Source organism: Streptomyces sp. EDA2-14 (assembly GCF_054963755.1).
Map to the genome: position 1 here is coordinate 1,336,432 of NZ_JBUEGE010000001.1, position 26,554 is coordinate 1,362,985.

The following is a 26,554-nucleotide window of genomic DNA, read 5'->3' on the forward strand; positions in this document are numbered from 1 at the left end:
CCGTGGCCTCACGCCGCCGGCCGCCACCCGGCCTCGTCCGTGCCCCAACCCGCCGGAGGGCGCGCCCAGTTCGCGGGCCCACCGTCGAACGACAGCGGCGGCAGGGCGTGCCGCAGGCGGCCGATCGTGCTGTCCGCCTCCGACAGCCAGGCGGCCGGATCGTCCGCCGCGTACGGCTCCGCGCGCTCGCCGTACCCCGGCAGGCGTGCCCCGCGCACGAGCCAGTCCGCCGTCTGCGCGAGCGCGAGCCGCACCACCCGCGAACCGCCGTCCCTGGTCTGCTCGGTGAGCGCGCGCAGCACGGCCGCCGCCAGCAGATAGCCGGTGCCGTGGTCGAGCGCCTGCGCGGGCAGCACCCCCGGCCGCTCCGGGGAGCCCTCGGTCGCCGCGATGCCCGCCGCCACCTGGACGAGGCTGTCGAAGCCGCGCCGCGCGCCCCACGGGCCGTAGCCGCCCCACGCGGACAGGGCCGCCACCACCAGCCCCGGCCGCCGCTCGGCGAGCGCCTCCGGGGAGAGCCCGAACCGGTCGAGTGCGCCGGGGCGGTACCCCGTGACCACCACGTCCGCGCCCGCGACCAGTTCGTCGAACGTGCGGCGGTCCGCGGCGTCCGTCAGGTCGAGCCGGGTCGAGCGCTTGCCGAACCCTGTGTCGGCGTGTGCGTCGGGGGACTCGGGCAGCTGGGGCGCGTCCACCCGCAGCACGTCCGCGCCGAGCAGCGCCAGGGTGCGCGTCGCGACAGGGCCCGCGATGACACGCGTGAGGTCGAGGACCCGGATCCCGGCCGCGGGCGAGAGCACCCCGCGCGACAGGGTGCGCGGCGGCGCCGAGTCGACCCGGTCGAGCGTCAGGAGCGGTTCCCCGGCCACGAGCGTGCCCTGCGGATGCGCCGCCCACTCCGCGGGCGTGCGCAGCGCGACGGCCAGGCCCCCGGCCGCGTACACGGTCTCCTCGACCTCGAACGCGGAGCGCTCCGCGAGCAGCGCCGCCACGTCGGCCACGGTGGCGTCCGCGCCGACCCCGAGGGCGGCGCGCAGCCGTGCCCGGTGGTGCGGATAGTTCGCGTGGGTGCGCAGCCAGCCGTCCCGCGCGCGCCAGAACCGGGACAGCGGCGCGAAGGTCACCGGTGCGCGCCCGTCGATCAGCAGATGCCGCTCGCTGGTGAACGCGGTGGCGACCGCCCCGTCGTCGACCCGCACCCTGACGGCGCCCACGGAGTGCCTCGCGCGCGTGGCGGCCAGTTCGGCGGCGGCGAGCGAGCAGCCGCCGACGCAGGCCCTGGCCAGGTCGACGACGGGCAGGCGGGCGGGCAGCGCACCCGCGCGCGTGCGGTACGAGACGCGGGCGAGCAGGGCGGGGTCGCCGCCGAGCGTCGCCCACACGGTCCCGGTGTCGACCGGGGCATGGGGCGCATGTGTCATGTCCGCACTATCGCGCAGCGATTGGCCCCGGCACACGGGCGGCGCGCGACGGGGCCGAGTGGTCTGCGCCACCCGGCCCCGCCGAATCAGGTCTCCTACAGGGGGACTTGCGTGTCCTACAGGGGCACTTGACGGCCTTCAGGGCGTTCACGATCCCGTACCCGTAGAAGCCGTTGCGCCGCTCGGGACCCTCGCAGACGGCATCGACCGTGCCGTCGCCGTCCCCGTCGTACGCGGTCGGGCAGGCCTCCTTGTCGGCCTGCGCCTTCATGAGGGCCTGCAACTGCGCCGGAGAGGCCTTCGGGTGCGTCGACTTGAGGAGCGCGGCGACGCCCGCGGCGTGCGGCGACGCCATCGACGTGCCCTGCAGCCAGCCGTACTGGCCGCCCGGCAGCGTGGACAGGATGCGGCCGTCCTTCGACGGGGTGTCGGTCGGCTTCTTGTACTTGTCGCCGCCCGGCGCCGCGATGTCGATGACGCCGTTGCCGTAGCTGGAGTAGTACGACTTGGCCTTGGTCACGCCCGTCGCGCTCACCGTGACGACACCCGGCAGCTGGGTCGGGACGTCGAAGCAGGTGTGCGGGTCGATCGTGCGGTTCACCGGCGTCGAGTCGTCCGGGCTCGAGTCGTCCACGATCGCGTCGGAGTCGAGGTCGTGGTTGGAGTTGCCCGCGGAGGCGAGGCTCAGGGTGCCCTTCTTCTCGGCGTACTGCTGCGCCCGGTTCACCGCGTCGACGATGGCCCGCTGGTCCGGGTCGTCCATGCAGTTGTACATCCACGGGTCGACGTAATAGCTGTTGTTGGTGACCTCGATGCCGTGGTCCGCGGCGAACACGAAGGCGCAGACGACGCTCTCCGGGTAGAACAGCTCGGTCTGCGGGTCGGCCACCTTGATGCCGGCGACCTTCACGCCCGGCGCGACACCGGCGACGCCGATGCCGTTGCGCGCGGCGGCGATCTCACCGGCGACGTGCGTGCCGTGGAGGTGGTCCGGCTTGGCGGGCCGCCAGGCGCCCGGCGAGGTGTCCGCCTTGCCGCCGACACAGCTCGCGGACTGCGAGGCGGAGAAGTTCGGGGCGAGGTCCGGGTGGGTGTCGTCGACGCCGGTGTCGATGACGCCGACGGTGACGTTCCTGCTGCCCGGGTTGATCTTCGCGGCCTTGTCGGCGCCCATGGCCCGCAGGTCCCACTGGTCGGCCTCGAGCGGCTCCTGGGCGGAATCCGCTCTCGCGGCCAGGGACTTGGCGTCCGCCTTCGACAGCTTCTGGACGGCGCCCTCTTCGGTGGTGCCGGCCGGACTGAGCGGCGAGGTACGGGTCGCGCCCGCCGTGGCCACCCCCTTGGCGGCGCGTATTCGCTTGCCGAAGTCGGGGTTCGAGGAGTGGGCGACGATGACGCCGATCTTCGCGTACGTCTCGACGACGGTGCCGTCCGCCGCGGATATCGCCCTGGTCACCGAGGAGATCGTGCGGGCGTCGGTGGCGCGCGTGTTCACCACGTACGCGAGTGCGGAGTCCGAAGCGGCCGTCACCGAGGGGGAGTCGGCCACGGGAACCGCGGCCGCGGACGGCAGGAAGCCGAAGGATGCCGTCAGGGCGATGCCGATCGGCAGGGCGAGGGCCAGGCGGCGCCGGGACGGCAGGCGTCTGGAAGGCAGATGAGCCATGGGGTCTCCACATCATCCGTCGTTTATGGAAGTGCCCGGTACACGCGTGGTTGTCGGGCAGGTACATGACGCGTGGTGCGGTGTGAAGGTATCTCTGGTCGCCGCAGGTCATCAACGAATTCCGAAAGAAGTTCCGAAAGAACAAAGTGAGTTGAACCGCGTCGACCCTGCTCCCGTGCCGTTGTGCAGGGGGTCGGGGAGCTCTACCATCGCGACCCGGCCCGCGTGATCCAGATCACGTTGAGGTAAGAGACAGCACCCCATTGCGAGGAGAGTCCGTGGCCACCGACGCACCACCACCGCAGAAGGGCAGCCCGCACGACGGGCCCGCGCTGCCCTCCACCGAGGAGTTCATCGAGGTGCAGGAGGGTGCGGAGTTCGGTGAACTGCGCCGCGCGCACCGCTCGTTCGCCTTCCCGCTGACCGTCGCCTTCATCGCCTGGTACCTCGTGTACGTGCTGCTGTCGAGCTACGCGGGCGACTTCATGGGCACCAAGGTCTTCGGCAACATCAACGTGGCCCTCATCCTCGGGCTCGCCCAGTTCCTGACCACGTTCCTCATCGCCTGGTGGTACTCGCGGCACGCCGCCACCAAGCTCGACCCGAAGGCCGAGGCCATCAAGTCCCGTCTGGAGGGCGGCGCGTGAACCCCCACCTGTCCCAGTTCCCCCTGGCCGCGGCGGAGGCCACCGAGCACCGCCCGCTGATCATCAGCCTGTTCGCGGTGTTCGTCCTCGCGACCCTCGTCATCACCGTGTGGGCGGGCCGCCAGACCAAGAGCGCCTCCGACTTCTACGCGGGCGGCCGCCAGTTCACCGCCTTCCAGAACGGTCTCGCGGTCTCCGGCGACTACATGTCCGCCGCGTCGTTCCTCGGCATCGCCGGCGCCATCGCCCTCTTCGGCTACGACGGCTTCCTCTACTCGATCGGCTTCCTGGTCGCCTGGCTCGTCGCCCTGCTCCTGGTCGCCGAACCGCTGCGCAACTCCGGCCGCTACACGATGGGCGACGTCCTCGCCTACCGGATGCGCCAGCGCCCGGTGCGCACGGCGGCCGGCACCTCGACGATCGTCGTCTCGATCTTCTACCTGCTCGCGCAGATGGCGGGCGCCGGTGTCCTCGTCTCGCTGCTGCTCGGCATCACCACGGACGCGGGCAAGATCCTCATCGTCGCGCTCGTCGGCGTCCTGATGATCGTGTACGTCACCATCGGCGGCATGAAGGGCACCACCTGGGTGCAGATGGTCAAGGCGGTCCTGCTGATCGCGGGCGCCATCCTCCTCACCTTCCTGGTGCTGCTGAAGTTCAACTTCAACATCTCGGACCTGCTCGGCACGGCCGCCCAGAACAGCGGCAAGGGCTCGCCGTTCCTGGAGCCGGGCCTCAAGTACGGCGTCACGGCCACGTCGAAGATCGACTTCATCTCGCTCGGCATCGCGCTCGTGCTCGGTACGGCGGGTCTGCCGCACATCCTGATCCGCTTCTACACGGTGCCGACCGCCAAGGCGGCCCGTAAGTCGGTCAACTGGGCCATCGGCATCATCGGTGCCTTCTACCTGATGACGATCGCGCTCGGGTTCGGCGCCGCCGCGCTCATCAAGCCGGACGAGATCATCGCCTCCAACCCGGCGGGCAACACGGCCGCACCCCTGCTGGCGCTCCATCTGGGCGGCGTCGACTCCAGCTGGGGCGCGATCCTGCTCGCCTCGATCTCGGCGGTCGCCTTCGCCACGATCCTCGCGGTCGTCGCGGGCCTGACCCTCGCCTCGTCCTCCTCGTTCGCGCACGACATCTACGCGAACGTCATCAAGAAGGGGCAGGCCTCCGAGAAGCAGGAGATGAAGGCGGCCCGCTGGGCCACGGTCTTCATCGGCATCGTCTCGATCGCCCTCGGCGCGCTCGCCCGCGACCTGAACGTGGCGGGCCTCGTCGCCCTGGCCTTCGCGGTCGCGGCCTCCGCCAACCTGCCGACGATCCTGTACTCGCTGTTCTGGAAGCGGTTCAACACCAACGGCGCGCTGTGGTCGATCTACGGCGGCCTGTTCACGGCGGTCTTCCTGGTGCTCTTCTCGCCCGTCGTCTCGGGCAACCCGAAGACCTCCATGTTCAAGGGCGTCGACTTCCACTGGTTCCCGCTGGAGAACCCCGGGATCATCTCGATCCCGGTCGGCTTCCTGCTGGGCATCATCGGCACCTACGTCGCCAAGGAAAAGGCCGACAAGGGCAAGTACGCCGAGCTCGAGGTCCGCTCCCTGACGGGCACCGGAGCCCACTGACCTGCGGTTCGCCCCTGTGTGCCGGGCCCGCGTCGTAGATCCGTACGACGCGGGGCCCGGCACACTCGTCGGTTCGCAGGCCTGCTCCTGTCATACCTGTCACGTAGGCTCGGGATCAGGACACAGGAACACGCCGAGGGAGGGGGCCCACGTGCTCATCGACACATACGGCCGAGTGGCAACCGACCTGCGGGTCTCGCTGACCGACCGGTGCAATCTGCGGTGTACGTACTGCATGCCCGAGGAGGGCCTGCAGTGGCTGGCCAAGCCCGACCTGCTGACGGACGACGAGATCGTCCGCCTCATCCGCATCGCCGTCACCGACCTGGGCATCACCGATGTCCGCTTCACCGGCGGTGAGCCCCTGCTCAGGCCCGGCCTGGTGGGCATCGTCGAGCGGGTCGCCGCCCTGGAGCACCGCCCGAAGATGTCCCTGACGACGAACGGGATCGGGCTCAAGCGCACCGCGAAGGCGCTCAAGGAGGCAGGCCTCGACCGGGTCAACGTCTCGCTGGACACGCTCCGGCCCGACGTCTTCAAGACCCTCACCCGCCGCGACCGGCACAAGGACGTCATCGAGGGCCTCGAAGCGGCGCGCGACGCGGGCCTCACCCCGGTGAAGGTCAACTCCGTCCTGATGCCGGGGCTGAACGAGGACGAGGCCCCCGACCTCCTCGCCTGGGCGGTGGAGAACGACTACGAGCTCCGCTTCATCGAGCAGATGCCGCTCGACGCCCAGCACGGCTGGAAGCGCGACGGCATGATCACCGCGGGCGACATCCTGACCTCGCTGCGCACGCGCTTCGAGCTCACGGAGGAAGGGGCGAAGGAGCGCGGCTCCGCGCCCGCCGAGCGCTGGATCGTGGACGGCGGACCGCACCGCGTCGGCGTCATCGCCTCGGTGACCCGCCCGTTCTGCTCGGCCTGCGACCGCACGCGCCTCACGGCGGACGGACAGGTCCGCACCTGCCTGTTCGCCACGGAGGAGACGGATCTGCGGGCGGCCCTGCGCTCCGAGATGCCGGACCAGGAGCTGGCCGAGATCTGGAAGCGCGCCATGTGGGGCAAGAAGGCGGGCTCGGGGCTCGACGACCCCTCGTTCCTGCAGCCGGACCGCCCGATGTCGGCGATCGGCGGCTGAGGGGCGGGGCTCGGCCCTCGGTCCTCAGCCCTCGGCCCCGGTCTCCGGGTCCTCCCACTCCGCCAGCGCCACGGTGTCCTTGAGGAACCCGCGCACGCCGAGGAACTTGGCCAGGTGCTCGCGGTGCTCCTCGCACGCCAGCCACGTCTTGCGGCGCTCCGGCGTGTGCAGCTTCGGGTTGTTCCACGCGAGTACCCACACGGCGTCGGCCCGACAGCCCTTGGCGGAGCACTGGGGGGTGGCGGGCGAGGGTCCGGAGAGGTTCGCGAGGTTCACGCCTCAACCTTAAACGCCGCGGAAAACGCCCCGGAAATGGCGACGCCGAGCAGCCACGGGGGGAGCTGCCCGGCGTCGGTCCGTCGCTCCGACGGGGGATGCGGAGCGCTCACGCAGTATGTCACGCGGGACCCGCTGCCCGGCACCGGAACAACATGATTGATCTGAGCTTTTCTTGAGCTTTGACGACCGGTTGTGCGCGGTGGCCGAATGTCGCTCAGGCCCGGTCCTCCGGAGCGGATTCCGCGGCGTCGGCGGACGCGACCGGCGAGATCATGGGGCGCGAGGGAGCAGGCACGAAGGTCGACGGCAGCGACGGCACGTTCTCCCGGCCCGCGTTGGCGATCACCACGGCGACGTAGGGGAGGAAGGCGCCGAGCACCAGTGTCACGACGGCGACGTGCCGCTCTACGTTCCAGAGCACCGCGGTGAGGATCACCGCAACGGTGCGGACCGCCATCGAGATGATGTACCGGCGCTGCCGGCCGCGGACGTCGTCGGCGAGCCCCTGGCGGGCTCCCGTGATCCGGAAGACCTCTGCTCCGCCGTTGCCCTTGCGCTTCCGCATCACACTCCACCACCCGCCGGCCGGCCGGACGCTCCCCGTTCCGGACTGCGTCCACGGTACGCCCGGTATGCGTCGGCTACGAGACCGGGGGCGGGCCCGACCCAGGGGCGTGGCCTGCGCAATAGCACGTACGGAGCTGTCCGACATGCGCCGTATGGCCTACGCGGTGAAACTGAACGCGCGGGCGGCCGCTCAGAGCCCCCGCACCGTGCGAGGAGGCGACGACATGAGCTGGTTGTGGGCGATCATCGTGGGCTTGGTGCTTGGCCTGATCGCCAAGGCGATCCTGCCCGGCAAACAGCAGATCCCGCTGTGGCTGACGGTGATCTTCGGAATCCTCGGCAGCATCCTGGGCAACTGGGCGGCGAGTGGCCTCGGCGTCGACGACACCAAGGGCATCGACTGGATCCGCCACCTGCTGCAGCTGATCGGCGCGGTGGTCGTGGTCGGCGTGGGCGACCGGGTGTGGGTGGCACTGCGCGGGAACAAGAGCAAGGCCTAGGTCCTGTCGTCACACTCCCGTCTGCGTCGCGACGCCTGGCACGCACGCTCGCGGCGTTGCCGAAAAGCCCGAGTAGCTCCGCTACTAGGACTTCCCGGCGCCTTGCGATCGCACGCCCCAGACGCCGCGACGCCGCCCTTCGGGCGACGACGGGAGTGTGACGACAGGCCCTGCCCCCGGAGACGGCCGAAGGCCCGGCAGCCGCGTCAGCGGGCCGGGCCTTGCGGGGCGGTGCGGGGCGAGGGCTACGCGCCCGTGACCTCCACCGCCGCGAGGTTCTTCTTGCCGCGCCGCAGCACGAGCCACCGGCCGTGCAGCAGCTCGTCCGTGCCCGGCACGAAGTCCTCGGCGGCGACCTTCACGTTGTTCACGTACGCGCCGCCCTCCTTCACCGTGCGGCGCGCGGCCGACTTGCTGGCGACGAGGCCGACCTCGGCGAACAGGTCGACAACCGGGCCAAGCTCGGTGACCTCGGCCTTCGGCAGCTCGGACAGGGCCGCGGCGAGCGTGGCCTCGTCCAGGTCCGCCAGGTTCCCGTCGCCCTGCCCGAACAGCGCCTTCGATGCGGAGATCACAGCGGCCGTCTGGTCGGCGCCGTGCACCAGCGTCGTCAGCTCCTCGGCCAGCGCACGCTGCGCGGCACGCGCCTGCGGCCGCTCCTCGGTCTGCCGCTCCAGCTCCTCCAGCTCCTCGCGGGACTTGAAGGACAGGATGCGCATGTACTTCGAGATGTCCCGGTCGTCCGTGTTCAGCCAGAACTGGTAGAACGCGTACGGCGTCGTCATCTCCGCGTCGAGCCAGATGGCGCCGCCCTCTGACTTGCCGAACTTGGTGCCGTCGGCCTTCACCATCAGCGGCGTCGCGATGCAGTGCGCCACCGCGTCCGGCTCCAGGCGGTGGATCAGGTCGAGCCCGGCCGTGAGGTTGCCCCACTGGTCCGAGCCGCCCTGCTGGAGCGTGCAGCCGTAGCGGCGGTACAGCTCCAGGAAGTCCATGCCCTGCAACAGCTGGTAGCTGAACTCGGTGTAGCTGATGCCCTCCTGGGACTCCAGGCGGCGGGCCACGGAGTCCTTGGTCAGCATCTTGTTGACCCGGAAGTGCTTGCCGATGTCGCGCAGGAACTCGATCGCGGACATCCCGGCGGTCCAGTCCAGGTTGTTCACCATCGTCGCCGCGTTCTCGCCCTCGAAGTCGAGGAACGGCTCGATCTGCGAGCGCAGCCGGGTGACCCACAGCGCGATCGTCTGCGGATCGTTCAGCGTGCGCTCCGCCGTCGGGCGGGGGTCGCCGATCTGGCCCGTCGCGCCGCCCACCAGGGCGAGCGGGCGCAGGCCCGCCTGCTGGAGCCGGCGCATGGTGAGGACCTGCACCAGGTGCCCGACGTGCAGGGAGGCCGCGGTCGGGTCGAAGCCGCAATAGAACGTGACCGGACCGTCCGCGAGCGCCTTGCGCAGTGCGTCCTCGTCAGTGGACTGGGCCCACAGGCCACGCCACTTCAGGTCGTCGACGATGTCGGTCACGGTTCTTGTTCTCCTTGAACGGATCTGCTGGAACCCTGCCAGTCTATGGGCGTCAGACGCCCTGGCTGACCGAGCTCATGTTGAAGTCCGGCACCCGCAGCGCGGGCATCGCCGCCCTAGTGAACCAGTCGCCCCACTCGCGGGGCAGCGTCTTTTCCGTCCGCCCGGCCTCCGTGGCCCGGCCGAGCAGGCCGACCGGCGACTCGTTGAACCGGAAGTTGTTCACCTCGCCCACGACCTCGCCGTTCTCCACCAGATACACGCCGTCCCTGGTGAGCCCGGTGAGCAGCAGCGTCGCCGGATCGACCTCGCGGATGTACCAGAGGCAGGTGAGCAGCAGCCCGCGCTCCGTACCGGCGACCATCTCGTCCAGGGACTTCCCGCCGCCGCCGTCGAGGATCAGATTGTCGATCGCGGGGGCGACGGGCTGCCCGGTGAGCGCGGCGCTGTGCCGGGTCGTCGAGAGGTGCTTCAGCTCGCCCTCGCGGATCCAGTCGGTGGCGCCGACCGGCAGCCCGTTGTCGAACACCGATCCCGCGTCGCTGGAGGCGTGCGCGAGGACGAACGGCGCCGATTCGAGGCCCGGCTCGTGCGGATCGCTGCGCAGGGTCAGCGGCAGCTCGCTGAGCCGCTCGCCCACCCGCGTACCGCCGCCCGGCTTGGAGAACACGGTGCGGCCCTCCGCCGCGTCCCGCGCCCCCGCCGACCACATCTGGTAGATCAGCAGGTCCGCCACGGCGGTCGGCGGCAGCAGCGTCTCGTACCGGCCGGCGGGCAGGTCGATCCGGCGCCGCGCCCAGCCGAGCCGGGTGGCCAGCTCCGCGTCCATCGCGGCCGGGTCGACGTCCTTGAAGTCCCGCGTCGAGCGCCCCGCCCACGCCGACCGCGTGCGCCCGTGCGACTTGGCGTTCAGCTCGAGCGTCCCGTCGGGCTGGTCGTGGCGCAGCCGCAGCCCCGCGGACGTCCCCAGGTAGCTGGTGGTCAGCTCGTGGTTGGCGAACCCGTACAGCTCGCGGCCACCGGCACGCGCGCGGGCGAACGCCTCGCCGAGCGCGGGCGCGAAGTCCGCGAAGACGGCGGACGAGGTCTCGGCGGGCGCGTCCGTGAAGCCGGGGGAGTGCGGTACGTCGCGGATCAGCGGCTGCGCGTCCTCGGCGGGCCCCGCCTTGGCGGCGGCCTCCTCGGCGGCGCGCACCAGCGGCTCCAGGTCGTCGGCGGTCACGGCCGACCGGGACACGACACCGGACGCCGTGCCCTCCTTGCCGTCGACCGTCGCGACGACGGTGAGGGTGCGCCCGCGCGTCACCCCGTTCGTGGTGAGCGCGTTGCCCGCCCAGCGCAGATTGGCGGTGGACGTCTCGTCGGCGATGACCACACAGCCGTCGGCCCGCGACAGCTCCAGGGCGCGCTCGACGATCTCGTACGGCTTGGTCCCGGACCTGCGCGGGCTCATCGACCGGCCTCCTGCGTGGTGTTCAGACTGTGCTTTCCCGGGGGACAACCCCCGGACCCCCGGCCGAATCCGTGCGTGACGTTCATCGACCGGCCTCCTGCGTCGTGTTCAGAATGTTGACGCCCTTGAAGAGGGCGCTCGGGCAGCCGTGCGAGACGGATGCGACCTGGCCAGGCTGGGCCTTGCCGCAGTTGAAGGCGCCGCCGAGCACGTACGTCTGCGGGCCGCCGACCGCCGCCATCGAGCCCCAGAAGTCGGTCGTCGTCGCCTGGTACGCGAAGTCCCGCACCTGCCCGGCGAGCTTCCCGCCCCGGATCGCGTACGCCCGTTGCGCGGTGAACTGGAAGTTGTAGCGCTGCATGTCGATCGACCACGAGCGGTCGCCCACCAGGTACAGCCCCCGGTCGACCCCCGCGATCAGGTCCTCCGTCGCGAGCCCGCCCGGATCCGGCCGCAGCGACACGTTCGCCATCCGCTGCACGGGGACGTGCTCGGGGGAGTCCGCGTACGCACAGCCGTTGGAGCGCTCGAAGCCGGTCAACTTGGCGATGCGCCGGTCCAGTTGGTAGCCGGTGAGGGTGCCGTCCTTGATCAGGTCCCAGGACTGGCCCGCCACGCCCTCGTCGTCGTACCCGATGGTGGCGAGCCCGTGCTCGGCGGTGCGGTCACCGGTCACGTTCATGATCTCGGAGCCGTACTTCAACTTGCCGAGCTGGTCGAACGTGGCGAAGGAGGTGCCCGCGTACGCCGCCTCGTAGCCGAGCGCGCGGTCGAGTTCGGTGGCGTGCCCGATGGACTCGTGGATCGTCAGCCAGAGGTTGGACGGGTCCACGACCAGGTCGTACGCGCCCGCCTTGACGCTCGGCGCACGCATCTTCTCGGCGAGCAGTTCGGGGATCTCGGCGAGCTCGGACTCCCAGTCCCAGCCGGTCCCGGTGAGGTACTCCCAGCCGCGCCCCACCGGCGGCGCGATCGTGCGCATCGAGTCGAACTCGCCGCTGGAGTCGTCCACGGCGACCGCCGTCAGCTCCGGGTGCAGCCGGACCCGCTGCTGCGTCGTGACGGTCCCCGCCGTGTCCGCGTAGAACTTGTTCTCGTGGACGCAGTACAGCGAGGCGTCCACATGGGACACCCCGTCCGCGGAGAGCAGCCGCGCGCTCCAGTCGGCGAGCAGCCCCGCCCGCTCCTCCTCCGGCACGGTGAAGGGATCGATCTCGTACGAGGAGACCCAGGTCTTCTCCGCGTGCACCGGCTCGTCCGCCAGCTCGACCCGCTCGTCGGAACCCGCCGCCCTGATCACCTGCGCGCTCAGCTTCGCCATCGCCACGGCCTGCGCGGCGACCCGCGCCGCCGCGTCCATCGTGAGATCGACACCGGAGGCGAACCCCCAGGTACCGCCGTGCACCACGCGCACGGCATAGCCCAGGTCCGTGCTGTCGGACGCCCCCGACTGCTTGGCGTCCCGCAGCCGCACGGAGGCGCCCCGCACCCGTTCGAGCCGGAAGTCCGCGTGCTCGGCGCCCAGCGCGCGGGCGCGCGCGAGGGCCGCGTCGGCGAGTGCCCGCAGGGGCAGTGCCAGGAACGACTGATCGATCTCGTGGGCCATGGGCGGCTTCCCCTTCTGTCGCGGCACGGTGCGTGTGAGTGAACCACGACACGTGCTCTCTGTGGGAACCCCACAGAGAGCACCCCCTCGCCCTGTCGCCCCCGGATTCGGCACCCGGTCCCCGAGGCGGATAGGTTCAAGAGGTATTCGACCGCCGAACGAAAGGGTGATCCGTTGAGCCGCTCGGTTCTCGTCACCGGAGGAAACCGTGGCATCGGCCTCGCCATCGCCCACGCCTTCCTGGAGCAGGGCGACAAGGTGGCCTTCACCTACCGCTCCGGAGAGCCCCCGAAGGAGCTCGTCGACGCCGGCGCCCTCGCCGTCCGCTGCGACATCACGGACACCCAGCAGGTGGACGCGGCCTACAAGGAGATCGAGGAGAAGCACGGCAACGTCGAGGTGCTCGTCGCCAACGCCGGCGTCACCAAGGACCAGCTCCTCATGCGCATGTCCGAGGAGGACTTCGAGTCCGTCCTCGACACCAACCTCACCGGCACCTTCCGCGTCGTGAAGCGCGCCAACCGCGGCATGCTGCGCGCCAAGAAGGGCCGCGTCGTGCTGATCTCCTCCGTCGTCGGCCTGCTCGGCTCGGCGGGGCAGGCGAACTACGCCGCCTCGAAGGCCGGTCTGGTCGGCTTCGCGCGTTCGCTCGCCCGCGAGCTGGGATCGCGCAACATCACCTTCAACGTCGTCGCCCCCGGTTTCGTGGACACCGACATGACCCAGGCGCTCACCGACGAGCAGCGCGCGGGCATCGTGTCGCAGGTACCGCTCGGCCGGTACGCGAAGGTCGAGGAGATCGCCGGAGTGGTGAAGTTCCTGACCTCCGACGACGCCTCGTACATCACTGGAGCCGTCATCCCGGTTGACGGCGGACTGGGAATGGGTCACTGAACCATGGCTGGAATCCTCGAGGGCAAGAAGATCCTCATCACCGGTGTGCTGATGGAGTCCTCCATCGCCTTCCACACCGCGAAGCTGGCCCAGGAGCAGGGCGCGGAGATCATCCTCACCGCCTGGCCGCGGCCGACGCTCACCGAGCGCATCGCCAAGAAGCTGCCGGAGCCCGACAAGGTCAAGGTCCTGGAGCTCGACGTCTCGAACGACGAGCACCTCGCGCGCCTGGAGGGCCAGGTCCGTGAGCACCTGGGCGACCGTCTCGACGGCGTCGTGCACTCCATCGGCTTCGCGCCGCAGGACGCCCTCGGCGGCAACTTCCTGAACACGCCGTTCGAGTCCGTCTCCACGGCCATGCACGTCTCCGCGTTCTCGCTGAAGTCGCTGACGACGGCGCTGCTGCCGCTGATGACCGAGGGCGGTTCCGTCGTGGGCCTGACCTTCGACGCCAAGTTCGCCTGGCCGCAGTACGACTGGATGGGCCCGGCCAAGGCCGCCCTGGAGGCCACCAGCCGCTACATGGCGCGCGACCTGGGCAAGCAGAACATCCGCTGCAACCTGGTCTCGGCGGGTCCCCTCGGCTCCATGGCCGCGAAGTCGATCCCCGGCTTCAGCGAGCTGGCGTCCGTGTGGGACTCCCGCTCCCCACTGGAGTGGAAGCTCGAGGACCCGGAGCCGGCCGGCCGCGGCATCGTCGCGCTGCTCTCCGACTGGTTCCCGAAGACGACGGGCGAGATCGTGCACGTCGACGGCGGTCTGCACGCGATCGGCGCGTAACCGCTCCGCTGGGCACCACCCGTTCGGCCCACTGGCCGGGCGGGCCGGGGGGACCTCCACGCACGCTGGTGCGAGGAGGTCCCCTTTGCGTTTCCCACGCCGCGCCTTCCCCACCCTTGCCGCGCTGACCCTGCTGTTCGCGCTGCCCTACGACGCCGTGTCCGACGAGAAACCGGCCCAGAAGAAGGCGCCCTCAGGCGCCTCGTGCCGGATCGAGATCGACCGCTACCTGGTGAGCGCCACCTGCCACAACCCGTCCCCGACGGTCGACCGGGTCGCCCTGCACATCGAGTGCGCCACGTGGTGGGACATCGACACCGACTCACGGCCGAAGGCGGTCTTCCCGGCCGAGACCCTGCGGATGGACGGCCGGTGCTGGAAGAACGTGCGGACCGCGTGGGTCAGTCACCACAAGCGGGCGCGTTGAGCCGGCCGGGCCGGCAGTCGAACGGATAGCGCGCGGCCTCTTTGGCGGCGGCCTCGGCGTCGCCGTCCCGGATCGCGTCGACGAGAGTGGTGTGGTCCATGTGGTTCTCCGCGGTGAGCCGCTCGCCCACGTCCTCCCGCAGCCAGTCCCGCATGACCTCGCCGAGGTCCGCGTACATCGCCGTCAGTACGTCGTTGTGCGCCGCGGCCACCACGGCCAGGTGGAACGTCGCGTCCGCCGACACGAAGGCCTCCGTGTCCCCGGACGACCAGGCGTCCTCACGCCGCACCAGCAGCGCGTCGAGCTGCTTCAGGTCGCGCTCGGTGCGCCGCTCCGCCGCGAACTTCGCCGCGCTCGACTCCAGCGTGGCCCGCAGCTCGGCGATGTCCTGCGGGGCCGCCTCCGCGAACCGCCGCTGCATGACGCCCGCCAGCTCGCTCGTCGCCACGACGTACGTGCCCGAGCCCTGCCGGATGTCCAGCAGGCCGTTGTGCGCGAGGGCGCGCACCGCCTCCCGCACCGTGTTCCTGGCCACACCCAGCTGTTCCACGAGCTCCGGTTCCGTCGGGATCCGGGAGCCCACCGGCCACTCGCCCGAGGAGATCTGGGCGCGCAGGGCGGAGATGACCTGCTCGGACAGGGCCGAACGCTGGGGGGAGGTCAGTGGCATGACGTTCCTTCGTGCGGGCGGAGTCGTACGGTAGCGAACCGATTGGACAGCCAATCATCCCATGATTCTAAGATGGGTCTCATGGCTAGTGAGGAAACCCCGACCATGGCGCCACCGAGCACCACCCCCGACACCCCCGTACGCACCGAGCAGCCCGCCCCGCGCGCGTGGGTCGTCCGGCTCGTCACGGTCGGCATCGTCCTCGCCGCGATGAACCTGCGGCCCGCCATCACCAGCCTCGGCGCCCTCCTCGAAGAGGTCCGCGACGGACTCGGGATGAGCGGCAGCATCGCCGGACTGCTCACCTCCGTGCCGCCGCTCTGCTTCGCGATCTTCGGCGTGATGGCGCCCCGGCTCGCCAGGCGCTTCGGCCCGAGCGCCGTCGTCTGCGCCGGCATGTTCGCCATCGCCGCGGGCCTCGTCGTCCGCCCCTTCACCGGCGGCACCGCCGGCTTCCTCGTCGCCAGCGCGCTCGCCCTGATGGGCATCGCCGTCAGCAACGTGCTGATGCCGGTCATCGTCAAGCGCTGGTTCCCCGACAAGGTCGGCACCATGACCGGCCTGTACTCGATGGCCCTCGCGCTCGGCACCTCCACCGCGGCCGCCGCCACGGTGCCGGTGACCTCGGCGCTCGGCGGGAGCTGGCAGGCCGGACTCGCCGTGTGGGCGGCGCTCGCCGTCGCGGCGGCCCTGGCCTGGCTGCCGCTCGTCCGCAAGAAGGACACCTCCACCCTGGCGGCCGACGCCGTGCCCGCCGCCGAGGCCACGACGGCCGCCGAGGGCGACGGCCTGCGCATCGCCCGCAGCCGTACCGCCTGGGCGCTCGCCGTCTTCTTCGGCCTCCAGGCCACCGCCGCGTACATCACCATGGGCTGGATGGCGCAGATCTTCCGCGACTCGGGCGTCTCCGCGTCGACCGCGGGCGTACTGCTCGCCGTCACCATGGCGATGGGCATCCCGCTCGGCTTCGTCATCCCGCGCATGGCCGCCCGGCTGCCCAGTCAGGGGCCGATGGTGATCGCCCTCGGCGTGTGCGGACTCGCCGGCTACGCGGGCCTGTACTTCGCCCCGGCCTCCGGCGCCTGGGCGTGGGCGCTGCTGCTCGGCGTCTCCAACTGCGCCTTCCCGCTCGCGCTCACCATGGTCGGCATGCGCGCCCGTACCGGCGCGGGCGTCGCCAAGCTGTCCGCCTTCGCGCAGTCCACCGGCTACCTGATCTCGATCCCCGGACCGCTGCTCGTCGGCGTCCTCTACCAGCACAGCGGCGGCTGGGGCGCGCCGATCGCGCTGATGGCCGCGCTGATGGTGCCGCAGATCGTGGTGGGCGTGTTCGCGGGCCGCAACCGCACCGTCGAGGACGAGGCGGGCGACACGGCCGGGGCGGCCCCGGCGGCCTGAGGCCCGGGAACAGGTGCGACACTTGGCGCATGTCGCCTGTGCTCGAGCCGAATCCCCAGAACGGCCAGAAGAAGCTGCTCCTCGTGCTGGGCGCGATGCTCGCCGTCACCGTCGTCGTCGGCATCATCGCGTCCATCGCCGCACCGTAGAACCGGACCCTCCGGTGCGGGGTGGGGTTAGCTCCACCATCCCCTAGGGGGTCAGTGTCAGGGTGAAGTGGGTGGATCACCGGATGGGTCCGCGGCCCCCGGTTCCGTACCGTCGAAGTGTCGCCGAGATCGCCGGAACACCGGACGAGGCGCACCCACCGCACACGGACCCCGGAGGCACCCCATGTCGGCCCCCACGCACACCCGGCCCCGCCCGGCAGCCACGGGCCGCGTCGACGTCCGGCTGCCGTGGTGGGCGATCGTGCTGCCGGCCGTCGCCTTCGTCGCGCTGCTCCTGCTGATCCTCAACCCGTCCGACGCACAGGCCGTCGCGGGGGAGCCGAGCCTCGTCCACATCCTGGGACGCGTGAAGGACCTGCTGCTCCGCTAGTACCTGTGCACGTCGTTCACCCGGCTTGAGTGACCACGTCAACTCCCTGCGCCCGACGGAGGGTTTCATGCGAAGCTGGGACGCATGAGCGTCGCAGAACCCCGCAGGATTGTCCTTTTCCGGCATGCCAAGGCGGACTGGCCGCAGGTCTCCGATCACGAGCGCCCGCTCGCCGAGCGGGGCCGCAGGGACGCCCCCGTCGCCGGCCGCAAGCTGGCCGACTCCGGCATCCCCTTCGACCTGGCCCTGTGCTCGACCGCCACGCGTACCCGTGAGACCTGGAAGCTCGCCGTGCAGGAGCTGCCGGAGCGACCGAAGACCGTGTACGAGGAGCGGATCTACGAAGCCTCGCCCGGTGAGCTGATCGCCGTGCTGAACGAGACCCCCGACGACGTGCACAATGCCGTGCTGATCGGCCACAACCCCGGCGTCCAGGCACTCTCCGAGATCCTCGCCGCGGACGCCGAGGGCGACGCCGGGCAGCGGCTGAACCGACGCGGCTTCCCGACCGCCGCGTTCTCCGTGCTCACGTTCGGCGGACCGTGGAAGAGCCTGGAGCCCGGCACCGCCACGCTCGTCGACTACTGGGCGCCGAGCGAGTAACCGCCACTGCCCGTCACTCATACGACGTGGGGCCCGGTACCGAATCCTCGGTACCGGGCCCCACGCACGAGGTCCTACGGCTCCAGGGTGTCGGCGGCCTCGACCTCTTCGCGCGTGATGCCCAGCAGATAGAGCACCGTGTCGAGGAACGGCACGTTCACCGCGGTGTGCGCGGCCTCGCGCACGACCGGCTTGGCGTTGAAGGCGACGCCGAGCCCCGCCGCGTTCAGCATGTCCAGGTCGTTCGCGCCGTCGCCGATCGCCACGGTCTGCTCCAGCGGCACCCCGGCCTCGGTGGCGAACCGGCGAAGGAGGCGCGCCTTGCCCGCGCGGTCCACGATCTCGCCCGTGACCTTGCCGGTCAGCCTGCCGTCGACGATCTCCAGCGTGTTCGCCTGCGCGAAGTCCAGCCCGAGGCGCTCCTTCAGGTCGTCCGTGACCTGCGTGAAGCCACCCGAGACGACACCCACTTGGTACCCGAGGCGCTTGAGCGTACGGATCAGGGTCCTGGCGCCCGGCGTCAGCCTGACCTCGCTGCGCACCTTCTCCACGACCGAGGCGTCGAGGCCCGCGAGCAGCTCCACGCGCGCGTGCAGCGACTGCTCGAAGTCGAGCTCGCCGCGCATCGCCGCCGCCGTCACCTCGGCGACCTTGTCCTCGCAGCCCGCGTGCGCCGCGAACAGCTCGATCACCTCGTCCTGGATGAGCGTCGAGTCGACGTCCATCACGACGAGCCGCTGCGCACGGCGGTGCAGACCCGCCGAGACGACCGCCACGTCCACGCCCAGCTTCGCGGCCTCGGTGGCGAGGACCGTGCGCAGCTCCTCCGTCGCGGTGCCGGACACCGCGAACTCGACCGCCGTCACGGGGTACTTCGCAAGCCGGAAGATACGGTCGATATTGCCGCCGGTGCCGGTGATGCAGGCCGCTATCGACGCGGCCGACTCGGCGGTCAGCGGGTGACCGAGGACGGTGACGTGGGAGCGGCCGGTGCCGCGCGGACGGTTGTCGCCGATGCCGGAGATGATCTCCGCCTGCATCTTCATCGACTCCGCCCAGCTGTGGACGGTCGACCGCAGATCCCCTTCGAGCCCGGCCGGCGGCTGGGTGACGAGGGCGCACAGGACGATGCGGCCGCGCGTGACGACCTGCTCGATGTCGACGACGTCGACGGAGTAGGCGGCGAGGGTGTCGAAGAGCCCGGCGGTGATACCGGGCCGGTCCTTGCCGAAGATCTTGACCAGAAGGGTGGGGACGTCCGCCGGAACGTCCACGGAAGGGGCATCAGCGGTGGGCTGGGGCTGCGAAGCGCTCATGATGGGGTCTACGTTATCGGGCCTTTGTACGCCCCCCGCAATCAAGGCCCGCCTGTTAAGACCCGCCTCTTCAGACCCGCCCATCAGGCACACATCAAGCCCCGCCGGCGATCGAGACGCGGGTCTCGGTAAATCCAGCCCCGCCGGCGATTGAGGCGCGGGGTCCGGGGCAGAGCCCCGAGACCGCACCCCGGACGAGCGTCACGGTCGATAGGGCCGCAGATACGGATTCGTATCCGGATTGGCCGGACGATACGGACGACTGGGCCGGTACGGCCCCGCCGGCCCCTCGTCCGCCGGAGGCACAGGCCGGGCCGCCCCGCACACATACGCCAGCACCGCGCCCAGCGCCCCCGCCCCCGCGCCCCACCCCGCCCCGAGCAGAAACGCCATCCCCACCTGCCCGTGCAACTCGATCCCCGCCCCGAACGCGTCGAACCCGAGCACCGAGAGCGAGGCCCCCGCCGACACCCCGGTGAGCCACACCAGAAGCGGCAGCGCGAGCGCCGTCACGCCCCCCAACCGCACCGCGCACCGCCCCGCGAAGCCCCACACGCTCCCCGTCACGGGCGAGCGCACCGCCGTCAGCACCCCGGCGAGCAGCATCATCAGGGCCGCCGCGACGCCCAAGAACCACACCCGCCCGTCGAGTTCGGCGAGCCGCGCCAGCGTCACCGGTTCGTTCGACGACGCCCGCAGCAGCTCGTCCAGCGGATCCGGCAGCAGCTTCGCGAGCTCTCCCGTCGCCTTGCCGTCCCAGGGCACGAAGAGGCCGATGGGGATACCCGTCCACACCCCGTTGGGCGCCCCGAGCAGCGCGGCGCCCGCGATCCGCTTCGGGTGCTCGTCGCCGACCATCGCGTACACCGCCGCCGCGAGACCCGCGACGACCGCCGCCAGCAGCACCGTCACGAGCGCGGAGACGGCGGGGCGCACGGTCCGGTGCACCGGCGCGAGGGCGTGCGGCAACAGAGTGCGCCGCGACGCGAGCAGCGCGATCACCAGGACGCCCACCGCGAACGCCGCACCGCCCAGCAACGACGGGACGGTCTCCACGGTGAACCCCACGGACGCCTTCGCGTCGACCAGATCGCCGATCTTGTCGGGCAGCAGTCCACCGATCCCACCGGGCAGTTTGTCCGCGATGCCGCCCGGCAGTTCCTTCCCGCCGCCCGTGATGTCGTCGAGCCCCAACTGCGAGCCGTCGATCGTGATGAGGTCGTGACCGGCCCAGGCCAGCCCGCCCATCATCGCCACGAAGAGCGCCACCACGCCGCCCGCGCGCACCAGGAGTTCACCGGGCGCCACCTCGACTCCCGTGCCCCGCAAGGAGCGCAGAAAGAACCAGCTGAGTACGAGCGCGCCGACAAGCCCCACGCCGAGCGGCGCGACGTCGATCGCCGTGTGCGCCTGCGCGCCGTCGAGTCCGAAGGCCGAGACGTCCCCGGACGGCGTCACGCGCCCGCCCGCCCCGAGCGCCACCACCGCGGCCGTCATCGGCCCGAGCGAGGCCGCGGTGTCGGCCTCCAGCAAGTGCAGGCCGAGCGCCGCGACTCCGGCCATCGCGATGAACGCCCAGCTCACCGCGGCCACGGCGGACAGCACGACATCGCCGACGGGTGGGCGCGCGCGCCGCGTCGCGTCCCGGCCGCTCTCCGCCAACGCCATCAAGGACCCCCCGATCCGCCCCACCTCGCCCCCGAGCCCCCATGTGCTCGCGTTCCGCCGGGAGTTGTGGGCTGCTACCACTCTCCGGGGCCGTATCCGCACCGTCAACGGGGCGGCTGCCAAGGGGCGTACGGGAGGTGCGGACGAGCTTTGCGCAAGGCCCGCCTTTCGGTCACGGAGTGCTTCCTGAAATAGTTCCTCACGATGTTCGACATCCCTAGACTTCCCATGTCGGGGGAAAGACTCGGGGGACAACTCAGTGGGGCATGGAGTGCCTGAACTCGTACTGGAATTGAATGGCAGGACCTGGACGCTCGACCAGTCCAGGCCGTACACCCTCGGACGCGATCCGCAGGCGGACATCGTGTTCGACGATGCCCGGGTGTCGTGGCAGCACGCCACGATCAGCTGGGGCGGCCGCAGTTGGGTCATCGAGGACCACGGCTCGACCAACGGCACCTTCGTGCAGGGCCAGCGGATCCACCAGATGGAGATCGGCCCCGGTTCGTCCGTGCACCTGGGCAACTCGACCGACGGCCCGTGCCTGACCGTGCAGGGCAGCGCCCGCGCCGCCGCCGTGGCCTCGCCGCACCAGGCACAGCAGCAGGCCGCCGGCCTCACGCAGCAGCCGCCACCCCAGCAGTACCAGCAGCAGCCCAGCTGGTCCCGGCAGGCGCCCCAGCCACGGCAGCAGGAGCCGCAGGAGCAGTGGCAGCGGCAGGCGCAGTCGCAGAAGGTGCCTCAGCAGCAGAGCGCCGGCGGGGTCGCGGGGGCCCCGCCCGTGTACGGCGACCGCAGCCCCACCACGTTCCACCAGCTGGCACTCGGCCGCGTCATGCGCATCGGCCGCTCCCTGGAGAACGAGCTGGTGGTCTCCGACCTCCAGGTCTCGCGGCTGCACGCCGAGTTCCACGCGTCGCCCGACGGCCGCTTCGAGATCCACGACCTCGGCTCGCACAACGGCACGTACGTCAACGGCGAGCCGATCCCCAAGGGCGGTACGGCGCTGCTCGGCCCGAGCGACATCGTCGGCGTCGGCCACTCGACGTTCCGCCTGGTCGGCGACCGGCTCGAGGAGTTCGTCGACACCGGTGACGTCTCGTTCTCGGCCCGCCATCTGACGGTGACGGTCGACGGCGGCAAGCAGATCCTCAAGGACGTCTCCTTCGGCGTCCCCGAGAAGTCCCTGATCGCGGTCATCGGCCCGTCCGGCTCCGGAAAGTCGACGCTCCTCAAGGCGCTCACGGGCTACCGCCCCGCCGACGAGGGCGACGTCCTCTACGACAACCGGAACCTCTACAAGCAGTTCGCCGAGCTGCGCCAGCGCATCGGTCTGGTCCCGCAGGACGACATCCTGCACAAGGAGCTGACCGTCAAGAAGGCGCTCAAGTACGCCGCCAAGCTGCGCTTTCCCGCGGACACCAGCGAGCAGGAGCGCCAGCAGCGCATCGACGAGGTGCTGCGCGAGCTCAAGCTGGACATCCACAAGGAGAAGAAGGTCACCTCCCTCTCCGGTGGCCAGCGCAAGCGCGTCTCCGTGGCCCTGGAGCTGCTGACCAAGCCGTCGCTGATCTTCCTGGACGAGCCCACCTCGGGCCTCGACCCGGGCATGGACCGCGACGTCATGCAGCTGCTGCGCGGACTGTCCGACGACGGCCGCACGGTCCTCGTCGTCACCCACTCCGTGGCCGAGCTGGCGCTCTGCGACAAGCTCCTCGTGATGGCACCGGGCGGCGCCGTCGCCTACTTCGGCCCGCCGGAGGAAGCCCTCAACTTCTTCGGCTACCAGACCTGGGCCGACGTGTTCTCGGCGTTCGAGAACTACCGCGACTACGACTGGGCGGGCCGCTGGAAGGGCTCGCAGCACTACCAGATGTACGCGGCCGACATCGACGCCGTGGCCGCGCAGTCGAGCCAGGTGCCGCCGCCCGCCGCGATCAAGGCGCCCAAGACGCAGCCCTGGGGCTCGCAGCTGATCACGCTGATCCGCCGCTACTGCTCGGTGATCGCCTCGGACAAGGGCTTCATGGGCCTGATGGTGATCCTGCCCGCGGTCCTCGGCCTCGTCTCCGTGGTCATCCCGGCCGACTTCGGCCTGGGCCCGCCCAAGCCACCGGCCAAGTTCAACGGCGACGCCGGCACGATCATGCTGATCCTCTCGGTCGGCATGTGCTTCTCGGCCGCGGCCAACTCGGTCCGCGAGCTGATCAAGGAGCGGGTCATCTACGAGCGGGAACGGGCCACCGGTCTGTCCCGCTCCGCGTACCTGATGTCCAAGGTCATCGTCCTGGGCTTCATCACGGCCATCCAGGGCCTCATCATCTGCGCCATCGGCTTCTCGACGCGTGAGCTTCCGGAGCAAGGGCTCGTGCTGCCGCCGGCCGCCGAGCTGTGCATCTCGATCATCGCGCTCGGCTTCACGTCGATGATGTTCGGCCTGGTCATCTCCTCGCTGGTGAAGACCTCCGAGAAGACGATGCCGCTGCTCGTCATGTTCGCGATCGTCCAGGTCGTGTTCACCGGCGTGCTCTTCCAGATCTACGGCACCCTGGGCCTGGAGCAGTTCGCCTGGCTGATGCCGTCCCGCTGGGCGGTGGGCGCCGCGGGCGCCACCCTGGACCTCGGCCACCTGATGCCGCCGTGGGACCCGAACAAGCCGAACGACCTCGACCCGCTGTGGGAGCACTCGGTCACCCAGTGGGGCATCGACCTCACGGTCCTGATCCTGATCGGCATCGCCTGCGGCTTCGCGGTCGCGCGCCTGCTGCGCCGCCACGAGCCCGAGGTCATGCGCAAGTAGGCGACCTCCTGCGGTGGGCGACCGACCGCGGACGCACTGCGGACAACACGAAGGGCGGCACCCTGTGGGTGCCGCCCTTCGTGCCGTGGGGGTTCAGCGTGTGCCGGACCTGGAGGTCCCGACTACAGGATCAGTACGCGCTGTCCACGTTGTCGATGGAGCCGTACTTGTCGGCCGCGTAGTTGGCCGCGGCCACGAGGTTGGCGACCGGGTCGGTCAGGCTGTTCGCGGTGCCGTCGACGTGGTAGGCGTCGAAGGTCGGCTGGATGACCTGGAGCAGGCCCTTGGACGGCGTGCCGTTCTGGGCGTTGACGTCGGTGCCGTTGACCGCGTTCGGGTTGCCGCCCGACTCACGCATGATGTTGCGGTGCAGGCCGTCGTACGAGCCCGGAATGCCCTTGGACTTCATGATCGAGAGGGCTTCCTTGATCCAGCCGTCCAGGTTGTTGGCGTAGACCGGCTTGCGGGCGGCGGCACGGGCGGCGGCCTCCTTGGCCTCGCGCTCCTTCTTCGCCTTCGCCTCGGCTTCGGCCTTGGCCTTCGCCTGAGCCTCGGCCTTGGCCTTCTTCTCGGCCTCGGCCTTCTTCTTCTCCTCGGCGGCCTTGCGGGCCTTCGCCTTGGCCTCGGCCTGCTTGGCCTTCTCGCTGGCGGCGGCCTGCTGGTCGGTGACGCTGGCGTGGACGTCCTTGATCTGCTTCGCGCCGGCCTCGGTGGTGAACGCGACCGGAGCGGCGGCGACCGTCTCGTCCTTCGCCGAAGCCTGCGTGTCGTGACCCGGCACCAGCGTCACCGCGAGGGCGGCGGCGCCGAGAGCGGCGACACCGGCGAACGAGAGCTTGTGGGTGCGGGTCAGCTGACTATGGCCGGCGTTGGCGTGCTTGGTCATGAGATGGGGACCTCTCTAAGAACGGAAGTCGCTCGCCGACCGGGAATCGGACGGTCGTGTTTAGGGCACGAATGCCGGGGGTAGACCCCCTCGGCGCCGAACAACGATGGACATTCTTAGCGGCCGCAAAATCCCGTGGCAAAGGTGTGACCTACGAAGTCGGGTAGTGGTCCGTGGGGGCGCGAAAAGGGACAGGAAGTCGATGTCCGACTTCCTGCCCCAGTGCCGCAACGGGACCAAAGTCCCGTACTCATCCACTACGGACCTTCGTACGTGACGTGGACCCTATGCGCGGCGTCACACGCACCCCCCGCCGAATTCACTTTTAGTTGCCACTGCAATGCGCAGCGTGAGTCCCCTCCTCCGGGAGGATGAGATGCACGTCCCCGAACTCGTGCCACAGGTAGCGCCCCCTCAGCGCCTCCTCGTACGCACGGTCGACGGCGGCCCGCCCCGCCACCGCCTCCAGCATCAGAAGATGGGAGGCCTCCGGCTCGTGCAGCCCCGTCAGCAGCCCGTCCACCACCCGCACCCCGCGCCCGGGCGTCACCACCAGATCCGTCCAGCCACGCGCCGCCCGTACGACCCCGTCGCCGCCGACGGCGGACTCGACGGCCCGCACGGCGGTCGTCCCCACGGCGATCACCTGCTGGCCCGCGGCCCTGGCGGCATTGATCAACCGGGCCGAGGCCTCCGGCACCTCGAAACGCTCCGCATAAGGCGGCTCGTGCGACTCCGCCGACGCCACCCCCGTGTGCAGCGTGATCGGCGCGAACTGCACACCCCGGCTCACCAGCCGCGACACGATCGCCTCCGTGAAGGGCCGCGCCGCGCTCGGCATCTCCGCACTGCCCGCCCCGTCGGCGTACGGCAGCGCGAACACCGTCTGATAGACGGCCAGCGGCTGGTCCCGCTCCGTGTAGGAGTAGCGGATCGGCCGCCCGTGCCGGGCGCACAGCGCTGCCACGTCCCCGTCCGCCCGCACCCACCACAGCCGCTCGCTCCCCGCCTCCTGGGGCTCCTCCCACGTGAGGCGTACGCCGCCGGGGAGCGCGACCACGGCCCCCGCGGGACCTCCGGCGCGCGGCCGCGTCGTGCCCCGCTCGTCCGGGTCCCGCAGCTCCACCGCCCAGCGCCCGTCGTCGCCCCGCGTCGAGAAGTGCACGACCACGCGCGCGTGCCCGAGCCGCCCGTCCACGGCCGCCGCCAACGTAGGAGACGTATTGACGACGAGCAGATCCCCGGCCCGCAGCACGGACGGCAGCTCGGAGAAGGAGTGGTGCGCGGCAGCGGTGCCGCGCGACACCAGAAGACGTACCGACGATCTGTCCCGGCCGGGCCCCCGTTGCTCGGCCGGGACCCGCGCCGACAGCTCCCCGGGCACCCGCAGCGCCAGCGCCATCACGCCTCCAGGAGGGACGGGGCCGAGTAGCGCCCGCTCGCGGGCCGTCGATCCAAGAGGCTCAGGAAGGCGGGGACCACGTCCTCGGGGCGCGGCACCCCGCTCAGGTCCTCGTCCGGTTCGGCCGCCGCCAGCATGTCCGTGCGCATCCCGCCCGGATCGACCGCCCACACCCGCAGCCCCGGCTCCTCCACCCCGAGCACGGCCACGAGCTGGTCGAGGGCCGCCTTCGTGGCCCCGTAGCCGCCCCAGGTGCGGTACGCCTCGGTGGCCGCGTCCGAACTCATACTGATCACCGTCCCGGCCGGGGACTCGCGCAGCAGCGGCAGCGCCTCCTGGAGCAGGCCGAGCGGCGCCACCACATTGATCTCGAGAGCCGACCTGAAGTCGTCCAGCGGCTGACTGTCCAGCGGCACCAGAGGCTCCGACCCCAGCACCCCCGCGTTGTTCACCAGCAGATCGAGCCCACCCAACTCCCACGCCGCGGCGATCAGCTCCACCCGGTGCCCGCCGTCCGCGACATCGCCCGGCACGGCCTTCACCGCCCTGCCGTGCTTGCGAAGCCGCTCCGCGACCTCCTCCAGCGGCCCCGCGGACCGCGCGTCCAGCACCAGATCCCAGCCCCGCTCCGCCAGTGCCGTCGCCAGCGCCCTGCCGAACCCCCGCGAAGCCCCCGTGATGATCGCTACCGTCATGACAACCGTCCCCTTGAGTCCCGTCATACGTTGCGCGTCGTGTCCTC

At 70.9% G+C, this 26,554-nt stretch carries 24 protein-coding genes and 1 pseudogene; 12 read left to right on the forward strand and 13 right to left on the reverse strand.

Features of this window, described 5'->3' with window-relative positions; translation table 11 throughout:
• Nucleotides 1-8: 8 nt before the first annotated feature.
• Both ACY34M_RS06050 and ACY34M_RS06055 read right to left on the reverse strand, forming a co-directional pair.
• Complete coding sequence (locus ACY34M_RS06050) at nt 9-1,421, reverse strand: CoA transferase (protein ID WP_462718884.1); 1,413 nt, start codon at nt 1,419-1,421, stop codon at nt 9-11.
• Between the two features lie 7 nt (nt 1,422-1,428).
• Complete coding sequence (locus tag ACY34M_RS06055) at nt 1,429-3,087, reverse strand: S8 family peptidase (protein WP_462718885.1); 1,659 nt, start codon at nt 3,085-3,087, stop codon at nt 1,429-1,431.
• A gap of 278 nt (nt 3,088-3,365) precedes the next feature.
• On the opposite strand from ACY34M_RS06055, the gene ACY34M_RS06060 reads away from it, so the two are divergent.
• From ACY34M_RS06060 to moaA, 3 genes are all read left to right on the forward strand, one after another.
• On the forward strand, nt 3,366-3,734 hold the full coding sequence (locus ACY34M_RS06060; RefSeq protein ID WP_462718886.1) for a DUF485 domain-containing protein: 369 nt from the start codon (nt 3,366-3,368) through the stop codon (nt 3,732-3,734).
• Complete coding sequence (locus ACY34M_RS06065) at nt 3,731-5,362, forward strand: solute symporter family protein (RefSeq protein ID WP_462718887.1); 1,632 nt, start codon at nt 3,731-3,733, stop codon at nt 5,360-5,362. The genes ACY34M_RS06060 and ACY34M_RS06065 overlap by 4 nt, the downstream gene beginning before the upstream one ends.
• Nucleotides 5,363-5,513: 151 nt before the next feature.
• A complete protein-coding gene (moaA, locus tag ACY34M_RS06070; protein ID WP_462718888.1) occupies nt 5,514-6,503 on the forward strand; it encodes a GTP 3',8-cyclase MoaA in 990 nt (329 codons plus the stop codon).
• 24 nt (nt 6,504-6,527) lie between these two features.
• Here moaA and ACY34M_RS06075 read toward each other — a convergent pair whose 3' ends face one another.
• The gene (locus tag ACY34M_RS06075; RefSeq protein WP_462718889.1) at nt 6,528-6,779 is read right to left on the reverse strand and encodes a hypothetical protein; all 252 of its coding nucleotides are present in this window, start codon (nt 6,777-6,779) and stop codon (nt 6,528-6,530) included.
• Between the two features lie 217 nt (nt 6,780-6,996).
• Nucleotides 6,997-7,347, reverse strand: coding sequence for a DUF3099 domain-containing protein (locus ACY34M_RS06080; RefSeq protein ID WP_462718890.1), 351 nt, complete (start codon nt 7,345-7,347; stop codon nt 6,997-6,999).
• Between the two features lie 226 nt (nt 7,348-7,573).
• Here ACY34M_RS06080 and ACY34M_RS06085 point away from each other — a divergent pair, with 226 nt between their 5' ends.
• On the forward strand, nt 7,574-7,849 hold the full coding sequence (locus tag ACY34M_RS06085) for a GlsB/YeaQ/YmgE family stress response membrane protein (protein WP_462718935.1): 276 nt from the start codon (nt 7,574-7,576) through the stop codon (nt 7,847-7,849).
• Nucleotides 7,850-8,094: 245 nt separating this feature from the next.
• Here ACY34M_RS06085 and tyrS read toward each other — a convergent pair whose 3' ends face one another.
• From tyrS to ACY34M_RS06100, 3 genes are all read right to left on the reverse strand, one after another.
• Complete coding sequence (gene tyrS / locus ACY34M_RS06090) at nt 8,095-9,369, reverse strand: tyrosine--tRNA ligase (RefSeq protein WP_462718891.1); 1,275 nt, start codon at nt 9,367-9,369, stop codon at nt 8,095-8,097.
• A 52-nt stretch (nt 9,370-9,421) separates the two neighbouring features.
• Nucleotides 9,422-10,822 (reverse strand): metallopeptidase TldD-related protein, encoded by a 1,401-nt coding sequence (locus ACY34M_RS06095; RefSeq protein WP_462718892.1) that lies wholly within the window; start codon nt 10,820-10,822, stop codon nt 9,422-9,424.
• 82 nt (nt 10,823-10,904) lie between these two features.
• Nucleotides 10,905-12,428: a TldD/PmbA family protein gene (locus ACY34M_RS06100; RefSeq protein WP_462718893.1), complete on the reverse strand. Its 1,524-nt coding sequence runs from the start codon at nt 12,426-12,428 to the stop codon at nt 10,905-10,907.
• A gap of 174 nt (nt 12,429-12,602) precedes the next feature.
• Here ACY34M_RS06100 and fabG point away from each other — a divergent pair, with 174 nt between their 5' ends.
• From fabG to ACY34M_RS06115, 3 genes are all read left to right on the forward strand, one after another.
• Nucleotides 12,603-13,322 (forward strand): 3-oxoacyl-[acyl-carrier-protein] reductase, encoded by a 720-nt coding sequence (gene fabG / locus ACY34M_RS06105; protein WP_462718894.1) that lies wholly within the window; start codon nt 12,603-12,605, stop codon nt 13,320-13,322.
• Nucleotides 13,323-13,325: 3 nt separating this feature from the next.
• The gene (gene fabI / locus ACY34M_RS06110; protein WP_399239559.1) at nt 13,326-14,102 is read left to right on the forward strand and encodes an enoyl-ACP reductase FabI; all 777 of its coding nucleotides are present in this window, start codon (nt 13,326-13,328) and stop codon (nt 14,100-14,102) included.
• An 85-nt stretch (nt 14,103-14,187) separates the two neighbouring features.
• A complete protein-coding gene (locus tag ACY34M_RS06115) occupies nt 14,188-14,529 on the forward strand; it encodes a hypothetical protein (RefSeq protein WP_462718895.1) in 342 nt (113 codons plus the stop codon).
• On the opposite strand, the gene ACY34M_RS06120 is transcribed toward ACY34M_RS06115, so the two are convergent.
• On the reverse strand, nt 14,504-15,199 hold the full coding sequence (locus tag ACY34M_RS06120) for a FadR/GntR family transcriptional regulator (RefSeq protein ID WP_462718896.1): 696 nt from the start codon (nt 15,197-15,199) through the stop codon (nt 14,504-14,506). The two genes, ACY34M_RS06115 and ACY34M_RS06120, sit on opposite strands and share 26 nt — an antisense overlap.
• 81 nt (nt 15,200-15,280) lie before the next feature.
• Here ACY34M_RS06120 and ACY34M_RS06125 point away from each other — a divergent pair, with 81 nt between their 5' ends.
• The 4 genes from ACY34M_RS06125 (at nt 15,281) to ACY34M_RS06140 (ending at nt 17,740) form a co-directional block, all read left to right on the forward strand.
• Complete coding sequence (locus ACY34M_RS06125; RefSeq protein ID WP_462718897.1) at nt 15,281-16,597, forward strand: CynX/NimT family MFS transporter; 1,317 nt, start codon at nt 15,281-15,283, stop codon at nt 16,595-16,597.
• A 38-nt stretch (nt 16,598-16,635) separates the two neighbouring features.
• On the forward strand, nt 16,636-16,746 hold the full coding sequence (locus ACY34M_RS06130) for an SGM_5486 family transporter-associated protein (RefSeq protein WP_266725572.1): 111 nt from the start codon (nt 16,636-16,638) through the stop codon (nt 16,744-16,746).
• A 184-nt stretch (nt 16,747-16,930) separates the two neighbouring features.
• Complete coding sequence (locus tag ACY34M_RS06135; protein WP_462718898.1) at nt 16,931-17,137, forward strand: hypothetical protein; 207 nt, start codon at nt 16,931-16,933, stop codon at nt 17,135-17,137.
• Nucleotides 17,138-17,221: 84 nt separating this feature from the next.
• A complete protein-coding gene (locus ACY34M_RS06140) occupies nt 17,222-17,740 on the forward strand; it encodes a SixA phosphatase family protein (protein WP_462718899.1) in 519 nt (172 codons plus the stop codon).
• A gap of 74 nt (nt 17,741-17,814) precedes the next feature.
• Here ACY34M_RS06140 and serB read toward each other — a convergent pair whose 3' ends face one another.
• Together serB and ACY34M_RS06150 are read right to left on the reverse strand one after the other, a co-directional pair.
• Nucleotides 17,815-19,056: a phosphoserine phosphatase SerB gene (gene serB / locus ACY34M_RS06145; protein WP_462718900.1), complete on the reverse strand. Its 1,242-nt coding sequence runs from the start codon at nt 19,054-19,056 to the stop codon at nt 17,815-17,817.
• A 216-nt stretch (nt 19,057-19,272) separates the two neighbouring features.
• Nucleotides 19,273-20,724: pseudogene (locus tag ACY34M_RS06150) on the reverse strand (streptophobe family protein); the annotation flags it as partial.
• A gap of 271 nt (nt 20,725-20,995) precedes the next feature.
• Between ACY34M_RS06150 and ACY34M_RS06155 the strand changes: the two are divergent.
• A complete protein-coding gene (locus ACY34M_RS06155; protein ID WP_462718901.1) occupies nt 20,996-23,524 on the forward strand; it encodes an ABC transporter ATP-binding protein/permease in 2,529 nt (842 codons plus the stop codon).
• 130 nt (nt 23,525-23,654) lie between these two features.
• Here the strand turns inward: ACY34M_RS06155 and ACY34M_RS06160 are convergent, their stop codons facing one another.
• The 3 genes from ACY34M_RS06160 to ACY34M_RS06170 form a co-directional block, all read right to left on the reverse strand.
• Entirely contained in the window at nt 23,655-24,410 is a 756-nt protein-coding gene (locus tag ACY34M_RS06160; protein ID WP_462718902.1) for a transglycosylase SLT domain-containing protein, read from the reverse strand.
• Between the two features lie 325 nt (nt 24,411-24,735).
• Complete coding sequence (locus ACY34M_RS06165; protein WP_462718903.1) at nt 24,736-25,812, reverse strand: S-adenosylmethionine:tRNA ribosyltransferase-isomerase; 1,077 nt, start codon at nt 25,810-25,812, stop codon at nt 24,736-24,738.
• A complete protein-coding gene (locus ACY34M_RS06170; RefSeq protein WP_462718904.1) occupies nt 25,812-26,507 on the reverse strand; it encodes an SDR family NAD(P)-dependent oxidoreductase in 696 nt (231 codons plus the stop codon). Before ACY34M_RS06170 ends, ACY34M_RS06165 begins: the two co-directional genes overlap by 1 nt.
• Nucleotides 26,508-26,554 lie beyond the last annotated feature (47 nt).